Annotated in this window: 12 protein-coding genes and 2 tRNA genes; 11 read left to right on the plus strand and 3 right to left on the minus strand. The window is 64.1% G+C overall.

What is annotated here, in order from left to right; genetic code table 11:
• Positions 1 to 10: 10 nt before the first annotated feature.
• The 11 genes from HNP55_RS19830 to HNP55_RS19880 all read left to right on the plus strand — a co-directional run bounded on the left by HNP55_RS19830 (position 11) and on the right by HNP55_RS19880 (position 9,633).
• Complete coding sequence (locus tag HNP55_RS19830; protein ID WP_184303453.1) at positions 11 to 1,129, plus strand: phospholipase; 1,119 nt, start codon at positions 11 to 13, stop codon at positions 1,127 to 1,129.
• A 247-nt stretch (positions 1,130 to 1,376) separates the two neighbouring features.
• Positions 1,377 to 3,284, plus strand: coding sequence for a threonine--tRNA ligase (gene thrS / locus HNP55_RS19835; RefSeq protein ID WP_184303455.1), 1,908 nt, complete (start codon positions 1,377 to 1,379; stop codon positions 3,282 to 3,284).
• A gap of 72 nt (positions 3,285 to 3,356) precedes the next feature.
• A complete protein-coding gene (gene infC, locus HNP55_RS19840; protein ID WP_082679750.1) occupies positions 3,357 to 3,902 on the plus strand; it encodes a translation initiation factor IF-3 in 546 nt (181 codons plus the stop codon).
• Positions 3,903 to 4,138: 236 nt separating this feature from the next.
• Positions 4,139 to 4,342: a 50S ribosomal protein L35 gene (rpmI, locus tag HNP55_RS19845; protein WP_184303457.1), complete on the plus strand. Its 204-nt coding sequence runs from the start codon at positions 4,139 to 4,141 to the stop codon at positions 4,340 to 4,342.
• 25 nt (positions 4,343 to 4,367) lie between these two features.
• The gene (gene rplT, locus HNP55_RS19850) at positions 4,368 to 4,724 is read left to right on the plus strand and encodes a 50S ribosomal protein L20 (RefSeq protein ID WP_184303459.1); all 357 of its coding nucleotides are present in this window, start codon (positions 4,368 to 4,370) and stop codon (positions 4,722 to 4,724) included.
• A 134-nt stretch (positions 4,725 to 4,858) separates the two neighbouring features.
• A complete protein-coding gene (locus HNP55_RS19855; protein WP_184303460.1) occupies positions 4,859 to 5,896 on the plus strand; it encodes a phenylalanine--tRNA ligase subunit alpha in 1,038 nt (345 codons plus the stop codon).
• A gap of 42 nt (positions 5,897 to 5,938) precedes the next feature.
• On the plus strand, positions 5,939 to 8,353 hold the full coding sequence (gene pheT / locus HNP55_RS19860; protein ID WP_184303462.1) for a phenylalanine--tRNA ligase subunit beta: 2,415 nt from the start codon (positions 5,939 to 5,941) through the stop codon (positions 8,351 to 8,353).
• 42 nt (positions 8,354 to 8,395) lie between these two features.
• Positions 8,396 to 8,821, plus strand: a complete 426-nt coding sequence (locus tag HNP55_RS19865; RefSeq protein WP_184303464.1) for an integration host factor subunit alpha — start codon at positions 8,396 to 8,398, stop codon at positions 8,819 to 8,821.
• 37 nt (positions 8,822 to 8,858) lie between these two features.
• Positions 8,859 to 9,413 carry a MerR family transcriptional regulator gene (locus HNP55_RS19870; RefSeq protein ID WP_184303465.1) on the plus strand — a complete coding sequence of 185 codons (555 nt, stop codon included), beginning with the start codon at positions 8,859 to 8,861 and terminating at the stop codon, positions 9,411 to 9,413.
• Positions 9,414 to 9,457: 44 nt separating this feature from the next.
• Positions 9,458 to 9,534 (plus strand) — tRNA-Pro (locus HNP55_RS19875).
• A 22-nt stretch (positions 9,535 to 9,556) separates the two neighbouring features.
• Positions 9,557 to 9,633, plus strand: a tRNA-Pro gene (locus HNP55_RS19880).
• A gap of 71 nt (positions 9,634 to 9,704) precedes the next feature.
• Here HNP55_RS19880 and HNP55_RS19885 read toward each other — a convergent pair.
• From HNP55_RS19885 to HNP55_RS19895, 3 genes are all read right to left on the minus strand, one after another.
• Entirely contained in the window at positions 9,705 to 10,334 is a 630-nt protein-coding gene (locus HNP55_RS19885; RefSeq protein ID WP_184303467.1) for an exopolysaccharide biosynthesis protein, read from the minus strand.
• Between the two features lie 6 nt (positions 10,335 to 10,340).
• Complete coding sequence (locus tag HNP55_RS19890; RefSeq protein WP_184303469.1) at positions 10,341 to 10,742, minus strand: hypothetical protein; 402 nt, start codon at positions 10,740 to 10,742, stop codon at positions 10,341 to 10,343.
• A gap of 109 nt (positions 10,743 to 10,851) precedes the next feature.
• Positions 10,852 to 12,891 carry a diguanylate cyclase gene (locus HNP55_RS19895; protein ID WP_184303470.1) on the minus strand — a complete coding sequence of 680 codons (2,040 nt, stop codon included), beginning with the start codon at positions 12,889 to 12,891 and terminating at the stop codon, positions 10,852 to 10,854.
• Positions 12,892 to 12,924 lie beyond the last annotated feature (33 nt).

Consider the following 12,924-nt stretch of genomic DNA (forward strand, 5'->3'; position numbering starts at 1 on the left):
GATCGGGCCCATGACGACGAGCACATCTGCACTGCTGATCTACGCCGGCCCGCGCGCCAAGGCACGCTTGCTGGAGCGCGGCCTGCGCCCGGAGGATGTGCAGGTCGTGCCCGCCGCTGCCGGTGGCCCCAAGGGCCTGATCCTCGGGCCGCTGGACAAATTCATCTTTGGCGAATGGCTGGCCCGCAGCCAGCAGCCCGTCCATCTGATGGGCGCCTCCATCGGCGCCTGGCGCATGGCCACGGCCTGCCTGAGCCGCAATGCCGCCGAGGTGGAACGCGAGTTTGAGACGCTGGCACAAGGCTATGTGCACCAAAGCTATGACGAGGAGCGGCCTGCCGGCAGCGCTGCCAGGAAGAACAAGATGCCCTCGGCCGCCTCCGTCAGCAAGGGCTTTGCCGCCAAGCTCGACGAGGTCTTCGGCGGCCGCGAGGCCCTGGCCCTGAGCCACCCCCGTTTTCGTCTGCATGTGCTGGCCTCGCGCGGCCGGCGCTTGCTGGCCAGGGAAGGGCGCTGGCGCACGCCGCTGGGTTATACGGCGGCCTTTGCGGCCAATCTGCTGTCTCGCCAGGCCATGGGGGGCTGGTTGGAACGGGTGAGTTTTTCAGACCCGCGCACGCCCTTGCCCCTGCCGCTGGACGATTTCCGCAGCCATCAGGTCGAACTCAATGCGGGCAATTTCCAGCCCAGCATTCTGGCCAGCTGCTCCATTCCCTTTTGGTTGCAGGCGGTGCATGACATCCCCGGCGCGCCGCGCGGCGCCTACTGGGACGGCGGCATCACCGACTACCACCTGCATCTGAACTACGGCGCCATGGCGGGTGAGGGGCTGGTGCTGTACCCGCATTTCCAGCGCCAGCTCGTGCCCGGCTGGCTGGACAAGGCCTTGAAGCGCCGCCATGGCGCCACGCCTTTTCTCGACAACGTCGTGCTGCTGGCGCCCAACCCGGCCTGGATCGCCACGCTGCCGGGCGCCAAGCTGCCCGATCGCTCCGACTTCCAAAAGTTTGGAGATGACATGGCCGGTCGCGCCCGGCAATGGCTGCGCGCCATTGCCGAGAGTCAGCGCCTGCGCGATGAGTTTGCAAAGTCTTGCGAGGCCGCTTCATTGCAGACCCTGGATCTGTAAGCAGGGCTACAATCGCTGCACGATCAACGAACAAGGGCGAGAAAGGCATCATGGTTATGACACCGCGAACTACGAGCACCTCCACAAAGGTTTAGTCGGCCGCGGCTTGTCACGTCTTTCTCAGCTGCCTCTTGTCAGGCAGCCCCCAGCAAAAAGCGCGGCACAGTGGCCGCGCTTTTTCATTTCTGGGTTTGCTTTGAGGCTTGGGAGTCCGGGCAGTCCCACAGAATTTCGGAGTATTGAAAACATGATCTCGATTCAATTGCCTGACGGCTCCAAGCGTGAATTTCCGCAAGCCGTCACGGTGGCCGATGTGGCCGCCTCCATCGGCGCCGGCCTGGCCAAGGCTGCGCTGGCCGGCCGCGTCGATGGCCAGTTGGTGGACACCAGCCATTTGATCGCCGCCGATGCCCAGCTGGCCATCATCACCGACAAGGATGCCGATGGCCTGGAAGTGATACGCCACTCCACCGCCCACTTGCTGGCCTATGCCGTCAAGGAGCTGTTCCCCGAGGCCCAGGTCACGATAGGCCCGGTGATCGAGCATGGCTTCTACTACGACTTCGCCTACAAGCGACCCTTCACGCCGGACGACCTGGCCGCCATCGAATCCAAGATGGGCGAGCTGGCCAAGAAGGACGAGAAGATCGTTCGCTCGGTGCTGCCGCGCGATGAGGCTGTGAGTTACTTCAAGGGCCTGGGCGAGGCCTACAAGGCCGAGATCATCGAGAGCATCCCGGCCGATCAGGCCGTCTCGCTCTATGCCGAGGGTGCTTTCACCGACCTCTGCCGCGGCCCCCACGTGCCTTCCACCGGCAAGCTCAAACACTTCAAGCTGATGAAGGTGGCCGGTGCCTACTGGCGCGGCGATCACCGTAACGAGATGCTTCAGCGCATCTACGGCACGGCCTGGGCCAGCAAGGATGATTTGCAGAAGTATCTGCTGATGCTGGAGGAGGCCGAGAAGCGCGACCACCGCAGGCTGGGCCGCGAACTTGACCTGTTCCACATCGACGAGCATTCGCCCGGCACCGTGTTCTGGCACCCCAAGGGCTGGACGATCTGGCAAGAGGTGGAGCAGTACATGCGCCGCGTTTACCGCGAGAACGGCTATCAAGAGGTCAAGGGCCCGCAGATCCTGGACAAGGGGCTGTGGGAGAAGTCCGGCCACTGGGATAAGTACCGGGACAATATGTTCGTCACCGAGTCGGAGAAGCGCGACTACGCGCTCAAGCCGATGAACTGCCCCGGCCACATCCTGATCTTCAATCACGGCATCAAGAGCTACCGCGACCTGCCCCTGCGCTTCGGCGAGTTCGGCCAATGCCATCGCAACGAGCCCACCGGCGGCCTGCACGGCATCATGCGGGTGCGCGGCTTCACCCAGGACGACGGCCATATCTTCTGCACCGAAGACCAGATCCTGCAAGAGTGCGCCAACTTCACGACTTTGCTGAAAAAGGTCTATGCCGATTTCGGCTTCACCGACATCGTCTACAAGGTGGCGACACGCCCCGAGGCCCGCATCGGCACCGACGAGTATTGGGACCGCACCGAGCAGGTGCTGATGGAGTCGCTGCGCCGCTCGGGTTGCGACTTCCAGATCGCGGCAGGCGAGGGCGCGTTCTACGCCCCCAAGATCGAGTACGCCCTGAAAGACGCCCTGGGCCGCCAGTGGCAGTGCGGCACGATTCAGATCGACTCCAATATGCCGGAGCGTCTGGGCGCCGAGTTTGTCGACGAAGACGGCCAGCGCAAGACCCCGGTCATGCTGCACCGGGCCATCGTCGGCAGCCTGGAACGTTTCATCGGAATTTTGATCGAACAGCATGCCGGCGCCCTGCCGGTCTGGCTGGCGCCGACCCAGGTGGTGGTGGCCAATATCACCGATGCGCAGGCGGATTACGTCGCTGAAATCGTGAAATCGCTGGAGAAACAAGGGCTTAGAGTCCAGGCCGATTTGCGCAACGAGAAGATCACGTATAAAATCCGCGAGCATTCTTTGCAAAAGGTTCCGTACATCCTGGTCGTAGGCGACAAGGAAAAGGCAAATGGAACCGTTGCGGTGCGCGCCCGTGGCAAGCAAGATTTGGGTGTGATGGCTCTGGCAGACTTCCTCGTGAAGGCCGCAGCCGACGTCGCTCAAAAGGCTTGATTTTTGTCACCCGAGGCGCGCTTTTGTTTTGTTTGGGCCCCGCGCCTCGGGGTTCGTTGAAAGGTATCCACCATCGCTACTTTTGCTGACCGTCGTGCTGTTCCTGAGCGCAAGCATCGGCTGAACCGTGAAATCATGGCTCCCGAGGTTCGTCTGAACGGCCCTGAGAATGAGCCGCTCGGAATTGTGAGCATCCAGGAAGCGCTGCGCATGGCGGGCGAGCTGGACGTGGACGTTGTCGAAATCTCCGCCACCGCCACACCTCCGGTGTGCCGCCTGATGGACTACGGCAAGTTCAAGTACATCGAACAAAAGCGCGCCGCCGAGGCCAAGTCCAAGCAGAAGGTCATTGAAATCAAGGAAGTCAAGTTCCGCCCGGGTACGGACGAAGGCGACTACCAGATCAAGATGCGCAATCTGCGCCGCTTCATCGCCGAGGACGGTGACAAGGGCAAGGTCACGCTGCGCTATCGCGGCCGCGAGATCACCCACCAGGACATCGGCATGCGCCTGCTGGAACGTATCCGCGACGAGCTGGCGGATGTGGCGGTGGTCGAGAATATGCCGCGCCTGGAAGGCCGGCAGATGATCATGGTTCTCGCTCCTAAGAAACGTTAGCCCCCGGCCTGCGGGTACGCAGGCACACCCCCCGAGGGGGTGCAATTGAAACCGAGCTTGTGCTCGGTTTCAATTGCATGAGCCGTCCTTGGGGCGGCCCGGCGAACGGCTCTTGGGCCGAACGCCACAAAATCAAGCCCGTCGATTTGGTCATCGGCGGGCTTATCAGTCTCCTGAGGCTGGCAAGTGTTGAGAGGCCCTCAACCGCCCCAGGGACATCTTAAAAGGAGCATCTCATGCCCAAAATGAAGACCAAGAGCAGCGCCAAGAAGCGCTTCCGCGTGCGTCCGGGTGGTACCGTCAAGCGCGGTCAAGCGTTCAAGCGCCACATCCTGACCAAGAAGTCCACCAAGAACAAGCGCCACCTGCGTGGCACGGCCACGGTGCATGAAACCAATATGGGTCACATCGCTCAGATGCTGCCCCTGGCTGGTCTGTAAACCACTTAACTAAAGGAGATTTAATATGCCTCGCGTTAAACGTGGTGTTACCGCTCGTGCCCGTCACAAGAAGGTCCTGGCTCTGGCCAAGGGCTTCCGTGGTCGTCGTAAGAATGTCTTCCGCATCGCCAAACAGGCGGTGATGAAGGCAGGTCAATACGCCTACCGTGACCGTCGCGCCAAGAAGCGTGTGTTCCGTGCCCTGTGGATTGCGCGTATCAACGCAGCAAGCCGCGGCCTGGGCCTGACCTACAGCAAGTTTGTGGCTGGCCTGAAGAAGGCTCAGATCGAGATCGACCGCAAGGTCCTGGCCGATCTGGCCGTCAACGATCCTGCTGGCTTCGCCAGCATCTTCGCCAAGGTCAAGGCTGCACTGGCTTGATGCCTGTTGCCGCCTTGTTGCGGCATCCGGCAAGCGCTGAACCTCGCGGTTTGGCGCTCAGCAACCTCAAAGGCCGACACCATGGTGCTCGGCCTTTTTTTATTTCCGCCCGAACGAAGAATTTTGGCTTCAAGATGACTGATCTCGAACAATTGCTGCAGACGGCCCAGAGCGAATTCGCGGCCGCCGCCACGCCCGCCGATCTTGAGAACGCCAAGGCGCGCTTTCTGGGCAAAGCCGGTCGTGTGACCGAGTTGCTGAAGGGCCTGGCGGCCCTGCCCGTCGATGAGAAGAAGGCGCGCGGCGCCGAGATCAATGTCTTGAAATCCGGCATCGAGGCCGCGCTGACGGCCCGTCGCCAGGCCTTGGCCGACGCCGAGTTGGCCCTGCAGCTGAAGGCCGAAGCCCTGGATGTGAGCCTGCCCGGCCGCCAGCGCGGCAGCGGTGGCTTGCATCCCATCACCCGCGCGATGGAGCGCATCGAGGCCATCTTTGGCTCCATGGGTTTCGATGTGGCCGACGGCCCCGAGATCGAGAACGATTGGTTCAACTTCACCGCGCTGAACACGCCGGCCGACCACCCGGCCCGCTCCATGCATGACACCTTCTATGTCGAAGGCGGCCATGTTCTGCGCACCCACACCAGTCCCATGCAGATTCGCTATGCGGTCCAGCATGTGAAGCGCCACAAGGCCTTGATCGATGCCGGTCAGCCCATGCCCGAGATCCGCGTCATCGCCCCCGGTCGCACCTACCGGGTGGACAGCGATGCCACCCATTCGCCCATGTTCCACCAGGTCGAAGGCCTGTGGGTGGGCGAGAACATCAGCTTCAAGGATTTGAAGTCGGTGTATGGCAACTTTCTGCAGCAGTTTTTTGAGTCGGACGAGCTGGCGTTGCGCTTCCGCCCCAGCTACTTCCCCTTCACCGAGCCCAGCGCCGAGATCGACATGATGTTCGCCACCGGCCCGCTGAAGGGTCGCTGGCTGGAGGTGTCGGGTTCCGGCCAGGTTCACCCCCAGGTGATCCGCAATATGGGCCTGGACCCCGAGCGCTACATCGGTTTCGCCTTCGGCTCCGGCATCGACCGCCTGGCCATGCTGCGCTACGGCGTGAGCGATCTGCGCCAGTTCTTCGACGGTGATTTGCGCTTCCTGTCGCAGTTCAAGTGAACGACAAGCAAATCAAAGTCCGAGAACTCAAGAGAACACATCATGCAATTTCCTGAATCCTGGCTGCGGTCTTTTTGCAACCCCGCGCTGAACACCCAAGAACTGGCCGAGCTGCTGACCATGTCCGGCCTGGAGGTCGAAGAGCTGCGCCCCGTGGCTCCGCCTTTCCACGGCATCGTCGTGGCCGAAATCCTGTCGGCCGAGCAGCACCCTAACGCCGACAAGCTGCGCATCTGCCAGGTCAATGCGGGCGGGCCTGAGCCCCTGCAAATCGTCTGCGGCGCCCCCAATGCGCGCGCCGGCATCAAGGTGCCCCTGGCTACTGTGGGCGCCGAGTTGCCGCCCGGCGAAGACGGCAAGGCCTTCAAGATCGGCGTGGGCAAGCTGCGCGGCGTCGAGAGCTTTGGCATGCTGTGCTCGGCCCGCGAGCTCAAGCTGAGCGAAGAGCATGGCGGCCTGCTGGAACTGGCGGCCGAGGCCCCCGTGGGCCAGAACATCCGTGAGCATCTGCAGCTCGACGACACCTTGTTCACTCTCAAGCTGACGCCCAATCTGGCCCATGCCCTGAGCGTCTACGGCATCGCCCGCGAGGTCTCGGCCTTGACCGGTGCACCGCTGCAAACGCCGAGCTTCGCGCCCGTGGCCGTGAGCCATCAGGACAAACTGCCGGTGCGTATCGAGGCGGCCGATCTGTGCGGCCGTTTCTCCGGCCGCATCGTGCGCGGCGTCAACACCCAGGTGCAGACCCCTGCGTGGATGGTCGATCGCCTGGCCCGCTGCGGCCAGCGTTCGGTCTCGCCCCTGGTGGACATCTCCAACTATGTGATGTTCGAGCTGGGCCGGCCCTCGCATATCTTCGATCTGGACAAGATTCACGATGAGTTGGTGATCCGTTGGGCCAAGCCCGGCGAGACGCTCAAGCTCCTGAATGGCAATACCGTGACGCTGGACGAGACGGTGGGCGTGGTGGCGGACGCGCAAGCGCCCGAGTCCCTGGCCGGCATCATGGGTGGCGAGGCCACGGCCGTGTCCGACAGCACCCGGAATGTCTACGTCGAGGCGGCGTTCTGGTGGCCGGGGGCGGTGATGGGTCGCTCGCGCCGTTTCAACTTCTCCACCGATGCGGGTCACCGCTTCGAGCGCGGTGTGGACCCGGCGCTGACCGTCGAACATATCGAGCGCATCACCCAGCTGATCCTGGACATCTGCGGCGGCCAGGCCGGCCCCATGGACGACACGATTGCCGCGCTACCCGAGCGCAAGCCCGTGGCCCTGCGGGTGGCGCGTGCATCCAAGGTCATCGGCATGCCGGTCTCGCAGGAAGATTGCGCCCGCGTCTTCACCCGCCTGGGCCTGGCCTTCACCGAGGCACCCGGCGTCTTGACCGTGACCCCGCCCAGTTTCCGCTTCGATCTGCAGATCGAGGAAGACCTGATCGAAGAAGTGATCCGCGTGCTGGGCTTTCCCCAGCTGCCCGCCACGCCGCCGCTCGCGCCGGTGGTGGCCAAGGTGGCCTCGGAGTCGCGCCGCAGCGTGCATGCCTTGCGTCACGCCCTGGCCGGCTGCGGCTATTTTGAAACTATCAATTTCAGCTTCGTCGAAGCCCGCTGGGAAAACGAGTTAGCCGGCAACAGCAATCCCATCCAGTTGCTCAACCCCATCGCCGCGCCTCTGGCCGTGATGCGGACCAGCTTGATCGGCAGCCTGATCAACACCTTGCGCTACAACCTGGCGCGCCGTGCGCCGCGGGTGCGTTTGTTCGAGATCGGCCGTGTCTTCCTGCGCGATGCCTCGGTGGTAGAGAGCGACGCCAGCATCGCCGGCGTTCATCAGCCCATGCGCGTGGCCGGCCTGGCCTTTGGCCCGGCCGAGCAGCAACAGTGGAGCCAGCGTGAGCGTCAGGTCGACTTCTTCGATGTGAAGGGCGATCTGGAGGCCTTGTTCGCCCCACGCCAGCTGCGCTTTGTCGCGGCCGAGCACCCGGCCCTGCATCCGGGCCGCAGTGCTCGCATCGAGCTGGATGGCCAGGACATCGGTGTGATCGGCGAGCTGCATCCCAAGTGGCGTCAGGGCTATGAGCTGCCCAGCGCGCCCATCGTGTTTGAACTCGATCTGCCCGCCGTGCTGTCGCGCCCGCTGCCGGCCGCCCAAGCGCTGCCGCGCCAACAGTCCGTTCTGCGCGACCTGGCCGTTATCGTGGGCGAGGGCGTGACGCACGAAGCCTTGATGCAGACGATTCAGTCGGCGCACAGCGGCCTGATCCGTTCCGCCAAGCTCTTCGACGTGTTCAAGCCCAGCCAGGCCAGCAGCGATCTGAAGGAGGGCGAGCGCAGCATGGCCGTGCGTCTGGAGTTGCTGGACGACGAGGTGACGCTGACCGAAGAGCGCATCGAGCAGACGGTGTCCGCCGTCATCGAGGCCCTGGCCCAGCGCCTGGGCGCGCGCCTGCGGGCCTAAGGCAGCGGACCGGAACCAAAGGGGGAGCGTGGGCAAATCATGATGAGCAATCTGCACAAGAAGAGCGAGCCAAACGTCCGGCCTGAGGGCGAGGGCGCCGATCCTGCGGCTGCTGCAGCCAAGCCTGCGGCCCGGGTGCTCCTGCCCAGCCTGGAAACGCCCACGCTGACCAAGGCCGAGCTGTCCGAACTGCTGTTCGACAAGCTGGGCCTGAACAAGCGCGAGTCTAAGGATATGGTCGAGGCTTTTTTCGACATCATCCACGGCAGGCTGGTGGAGGGCGATGACGTCAAGCTCTCGGGCTTCGGTAACTTCAATATCCGCCGCAAAGCACCTCGCCCGGGGCGCAATCCACGCACCGGCGAGTCAATCCCTATCAAGGCCAGAGATGTGGTGACATTTCACGCCAGTCACAAACTCAAGAGCCTGGTGCAGGGCGATGTTTGCGACGAAGACGACATCGAGTAGAGTCTGAGCTCCCCGGACTCCCAGACGCCAGACCCGCATGAGCAATGCGCTTCCAGCCATCCCCGCCAAACGCTATTTCACCATCGGTGAGGTGAGTGATCTGTGTGGTGTGAAGCCTTATGTGCTGCGCTATTGGGAGCAGGAGTTCAGCCAGCTCAAGCCGATGAAGCGTCGCGGCAATCGGCGCTACTACCAGCATCACGAGGTGCTGCTGATCCGCCGCATCCGTGGGCTGCTGTACGAGCAAGGCTTCACCATCAGTGGCGCCCGCAATCAACTCATCGACGCCAGCGCTGCCCGGACGGCCGAGGCCAGGTTTGCTCCGTCGCCAAGCGCCCTGGAGGGTGCAGGCCTTGACGCTGAAGATGAGGGTCAGGCCCTGTTGGCGGACCTGCTTGTCGGCCCGGCCCTCAGGGCGAGCAGCGCTCCAGCCGCAGGAACGAGTGCATCCGCGACAGCCCATACCAGCGAGGCGCGCAGCCAGCTGGAGGTGAGTGCGGTGCAGGCGGCCGCGGGCGAGCAACTGCAACCTTGGTCTCTGAGCCAGGTACGCGAAGAACTTTTCGCCATCCGCTCCACTCTTTTTGTCTGAATCTCGCAGAGCCCAGAAAAATGGGCTATACTGCGAAGCTCAGTCGGGGCGTAGCGCAGCCTGGTAGCGCACTTGCATGGGGTGCAAGGGGTCGTGAGTTCGAATCCCACCGTTCCGACCAGAAACAAAAAGAGAGATCAAATCGGAGCGTAGCGCAGCCTGGTAGCGCACTTGCATGGGGTGCAAGGGGTCGCGAGTTCGAATCCCGCCGTTCCGACCATTGATACAACAATGAAACGCGTTAGCAGCTCAGGCCGCTAACGCGTTTTTCTTTTGTCCGCCGATCTGTTCTCAAAGCAAGCCGCCGGCCCAGGCCTGCACGCGCCGGGCGATGTCCAGCAGCACATGACCCGTCAGCAGGGCAAAGGCCACGGCGCCCGAGCCCACCAGGGCCGAGGCCAGCAAGGCCAAGCCATCGCGGAACATCCAGCCCAGGCTCAGCAGTACCAGGCTCAGGCTGGGCAGCACATTGCCCAGGGGCAGGGGCAGCAGGATCAGCAAGCCCATCAAGGCGATCCAGACCCGCCAGCCTGCGTGGGTGCGGCTGTGGCTGGTCCAGGTCCAGCGGGCCTTCATCAAGCGGTCGGAGAGCCCGTACATCCAGGCCAGAAAGCGCAGGCAGCGGCGCGACCACAAGGCATTGAGACGGACCCGGCCCAGGCGCTCCGGCACGATGCTGCCGTCCAACTGGCTGCTCCAGCGCCAGGCAATCACAAAGATCACAAAGCTCAGCAAGGTGCCCACCCCCGCCATGGGCATGACGCTGAGCACGGCCATCAGCAGCAGCAAGACGGCGGCCGAGGCCTCGCCATGCAGGTGCAGCAGGTCCGGCAGGCTGAGTTGCTGGGGCGCGGGCCGCTGAGCCGTATCCACATGCGCCTGGGCGGCGCGGCTGAAAACTTCGGCAAGCTGCTTGGACATGCGGGCTCAGATGCCGGCGCGTTGCTTGAGTGCGTCCAGGCTCGGCAGGCGGCCCAGCAGCAAATGGCCGGCGATGGCCAGGACCAGCATGAGGACCATGCCCAGCAGCCACAGCAGCCAGATCAGGGGTTCCAGCCAGCCCATGGCCGAGCCCAGCATGGGCAGCACATCACGGCCGGCCGAGAGAGCCCAGAGCACGGCTTCCTGCGCCAGCTTGATGGAAGCCGGGTCCAGCCACAGGCTGACCCAGGCCGGCACCGGCCATTGGGCCGCGGCCGTTCCCACCGCCGCGGCATCGCCGCTGGCCAGCAATTGGGCGGCCCATTCGCTCAGGGCGATCACCAGCAAGGCGCCGCCGGTCCACAGGGCGCTCAACAGGGCGAAAACAATCCAGACAGCAATTTTCATCGGAGGGGTGGTCGTCACGGCGGAATGCCGCGGGAGCCTGTGCTTGAAGTAAGAAGGGCTCCACCATAGCCTGCCAACCCCGCATGAAAAACAACAGAGTTGCTGAGAGTTACTGATGTTTTTCGGAAGATTCCCTGCCGTGCTCCGCCGGCGTCTGGCTGTTGCGAACCGTGCCGCGCCCGGCTCTTTTTGCGGCATAACTGGCCAGATCGGCGCGCATCAACCAGTCCGCCGCGCTGCCCATGTCTTCGCTCAACGCAGCCACCCCGACGCTGGCGCCTACGCTCAGTCGCTGGCCCTGCCACTCCATGCTCAGGGTCTGGATGGCCTGGAGCAAATCGTGGGCCACGCGCTCGGCGCCGTCGCCGTGGCAGCGCTCCAGCAGCACGGCGAATTCATCGCCGCCCAGGCGCGCCAGCAAATCGCCGGCGCGGATGGCTGCCGCCGCCACATCGGCCACGGCCTTGAGCATGGCGTCGCCTGCGGCATGGCCCTGGCTGTCGTTGATCTCCTTGAAGCGGTCCAGATCAAAGGCGATCAAGGCGGCCGGCTTGGCCCGCGAACGCATGGCGTAGACGGTTTCCAGGCGCTGCATGAATTCGCGCCGATTGGCCAGGCCGGTCAGGTTGTCGTGCTTGGCCGACCATTCCAGGGCCAGGCGGGAGCTGACCTCCTCGGAGATGTCGCTGACCGTCCAGATCGCGCCGGCATCATGGTCTTGCGGATCTACGGGTTGGCCCGACAGACGGCCCCAGAAGGTGCTGCCGTCGGCACGCAGCATCTGCCAGTCGCCCTGGTAGTGGCGGCCGGCCTCGAAGGCCTCGCGCACCTGGGGGCTGAGCGCATCGAAATCACCCTCGAACGCGTAGATCAGGCGGGTGGGTTGGCCCAGCAACTGCTCGGCCGTGTGGCCGAACAGCTTGCAAAACGCCACACTGACCAGCTCGAAGCGGCGCCGCCGGCTGAAGGCGATGCCTATCGGCGCGGCCTCCATCACCGACTGCAGCCGCCCCAGGATGAAGGCATTGCTGGCCTCGAAATTGGCCCGCTCGCGCGCCACCCGCTGCAAGACTTGCTGCAGCTGGGCCACCTCGCCACGGCTGTGGGGCCAGTCCTGATTCACATCGATGGCGCCGTCGAACAAGTGGCTGGCGCGCTGACGTAACTGGCTCAAGGGCTGCAGCAGCCACCAGATCAGGGCCGTCAAGACGGTGGCCAGCACGGCGGCGATCGAGAGCGTCCAGATCACCGCCTGGTGCTGGGCCGCGGCCAGCGGCGCCAGCACGGCGCGGGTTTCGCGGGCGCGCCAGACCATCCAGTCCTGCGCCGGCACACCGGCCGCACCCAGCAGTTCCTTCGCGTCGCGCAGGTGCAGACCGGCCGGCTCCAGCGGCTGGCCGGCTTGCTGCCAGGCCTCAAAGCCATTCCGCAAACGCGGCTCCAGGCGGATGGAGCTGCCCACCAGCTTGCTATCGGGATGGGCCAGGATCAAGCCCTTGGCGTCGCTCACCACCACCAGCACGCCGTCCTCACCGCCCACGCTTTCGGCCACGCCTTCCAGCAGGTTCTGGCTTTGCAGGCGCAGCACGGCGCCCATCACCGCCCAGACGCGGCCTTGTTCCATCAGTGGCTGGGCCAGGATGACGACGGGCTCCTTGCTGACCCGGCTGATCAGCGGCGCCGACACCTGGGGCTGGCCCAGGCGCAGGGCCTTGGTGAAGTAGTCGCGGTCCTGCACATTGACCTCGGGCCGGCGGAAGCCGGTTTTGTCCACCGTGCCCAGCAGATTGCCGCCCGTATCCACCATGAAGAAGCTGCTGAAATTGGTCTGCAGGCGCAGATGGGTCTGCAGGAACTTGCTCAACTCCTCGGGGTGCAGGGTCGCGGGCTGCACATCCTTGGCCAGCGCGGTCAGTGCGCGCTGGTGTTGCACCATCCGATGAGCCAGCAGGGAAGCGGTGCGCACGGCCTCGCTGACCTCGGCGTGCTGGCGCTCGGACAGGGTGGCGGATTGGGCCTTGTGGATCAGCACCAGCACCGAGGCGCTCATGCCAATCAGGAGCAGCAGCAGACCGGCCAAGCCGACCTGGAACTTGAGGGTCTCGAAGCTGCGAACCACGCGCTGCAGCAGGGGCAGTCGCTCAGTCATGGAGGGCTTGGGGCTGGGGCATGGTGGAGGCGT

The organism is Roseateles oligotrophus, assembly GCF_014204525.1.
Classification (GTDB): Bacteria; Pseudomonadota; Gammaproteobacteria; order Burkholderiales; family Burkholderiaceae_C; genus Paucibacter_A; species Paucibacter_A oligotrophus_A.

What these genes read in the sequence shown, in the direction of transcription:
- rplT (WP_184303459.1), top strand. Translation starts at nt 4,368, where the DNA reads ATGCCTCGCGTTAAACGTGGTGTTACCGCTCGTGCCCGTCACAAGAAG.
- rpmI (WP_184303457.1), top strand. Translation starts at nt 4,139, where the DNA reads ATGCCCAAAATGAAGACCAAGAGCAGCGCCAAGAAGCGCTTCCGCGTG.
- thrS (WP_184303455.1), top strand. Translation starts at nt 1,377, where the DNA reads ATGATCTCGATTCAATTGCCTGACGGCTCCAAGCGTGAATTTCCGCAA.
- HNP55_RS19865 (WP_184303464.1), top strand. Translation starts at nt 8,396, where the DNA reads ATGAGCAATCTGCACAAGAAGAGCGAGCCAAACGTCCGGCCTGAGGGC.
- HNP55_RS19870 (WP_184303465.1), top strand. Translation starts at nt 8,859, where the DNA reads ATGAGCAATGCGCTTCCAGCCATCCCCGCCAAACGCTATTTCACCATC.
- HNP55_RS19830 (WP_184303453.1), top strand. Translation starts at nt 11, where the DNA reads ATGACGACGAGCACATCTGCACTGCTGATCTACGCCGGCCCGCGCGCC.
- pheT (WP_184303462.1), top strand. Translation starts at nt 5,939, where the DNA reads ATGCAATTTCCTGAATCCTGGCTGCGGTCTTTTTGCAACCCCGCGCTG.
- HNP55_RS19890 (WP_184303469.1), bottom strand. Translation starts at nt 10,742, where the DNA reads ATGAAAATTGCTGTCTGGATTGTTTTCGCCCTGTTGAGCGCCCTGTGG.
- HNP55_RS19895 (WP_184303470.1), bottom strand. Translation starts at nt 12,891, where the DNA reads ATGACTGAGCGACTGCCCCTGCTGCAGCGCGTGGTTCGCAGCTTCGAG.
- HNP55_RS19855 (WP_184303460.1), top strand. Translation starts at nt 4,859, where the DNA reads ATGACTGATCTCGAACAATTGCTGCAGACGGCCCAGAGCGAATTCGCG.
- HNP55_RS19885 (WP_184303467.1), bottom strand. Translation starts at nt 10,334, where the DNA reads ATGTCCAAGCAGCTTGCCGAAGTTTTCAGCCGCGCCGCCCAGGCGCAT.